Below are 807 nucleotides of genomic sequence, written 5' to 3' on the forward strand. Positions count from 1 at the left end.
AGAGAGCTAGAGAGCTAGAGAGCTAGAGAGCTAGAGAGCTAGAGAGCTAGAGAGCTAGAGAGCTAGAGAGCTAGAGAGCTAGAGAGCTAGAGAGCTAGAGAGCTAGAGAGCTAGAGAGCTAGAGAGCTAGAGAGCTAGAGAGCTAGAGAGCTAGATTTTTGGCGGTTTGACTTTTGGTGTCAACCCTTTTTCGACCTTGAAGTTCACGATCTAGATATCTAGTTTTCTAGAAGCGAAGCGTCCCATAGGACGAAGTCCGTTCTAGCATTTCATGCAAAAAGGCCTTAGTCTTTCGACTAAGGCCTTAAATATGGCAGGGGTGGAGAGATTCGAACTCCCAACACGCGGATTTGGAATCCGCTGCTCTGCCAATTGGAGCTACACCCCTATCTTCGTGTTTATTGAGACGACTCTCAAATAAGTGGCGGAGTGGACGGGACTCGAACCCGCGACCCCCGGCGTGACAGGCCGGTATTCTAACCAACTGAACTACCACTCCGCAGTGGCTTACTCGCTATTAAGCAAGTGTCCATAATTTAAAGCCTGGCGATGACCTACTCTCACATGGGGAAGCCCCACACTACCATCGGCGCTGTTGCGTTTCACTTCTGAGTTCGGAATGGAATCAGGTGGGTCCACAACGCTATGGTCGCCAAGCAAATTCTTAATTCGGAAAGCTGTTTTTAGTTCTAGTTATACACATTCAATCTGTTCTTGCTTTGAGTCCATCAAAACCCCTTGGGTGTTGTATGGTTAAGCCTCACGGGCAATTAGTACAGGTTAGCTCAACGCCTCACAACGCTTACA

2 tRNA genes and 1 rRNA gene are annotated in these 807 nt (G+C 48.3%); all 3 read right to left on the reverse strand.

Features of this window, described 5'->3' with window-relative positions:
* Positions 1-311: 311 nt before the first annotated feature.
* The 3 genes from DPF91_RS21855 to rrf all read right to left on the reverse strand — a co-directional run bounded on the left by DPF91_RS21855 (position 312) and on the right by rrf (position 657).
* A tRNA-Trp gene (locus tag DPF91_RS21855) sits at positions 312-388 on the reverse strand.
* Positions 389-422: 34 nt separating this feature from the next.
* A tRNA-Asp gene (locus DPF91_RS21860) sits at positions 423-499 on the reverse strand.
* A gap of 42 nt (positions 500-541) precedes the next feature.
* Positions 542-657: ribosomal RNA gene (rrf, locus tag DPF91_RS21865) — 5S ribosomal RNA — on the reverse strand.
* Positions 658-807: the final 150 nt, after the last annotated feature.

The organism is Vibrio maerlii (genome assembly GCF_003415655.1).
Lineage (GTDB): Bacteria > Pseudomonadota > Gammaproteobacteria > Enterobacterales > Vibrionaceae > Vibrio > Vibrio maerlii.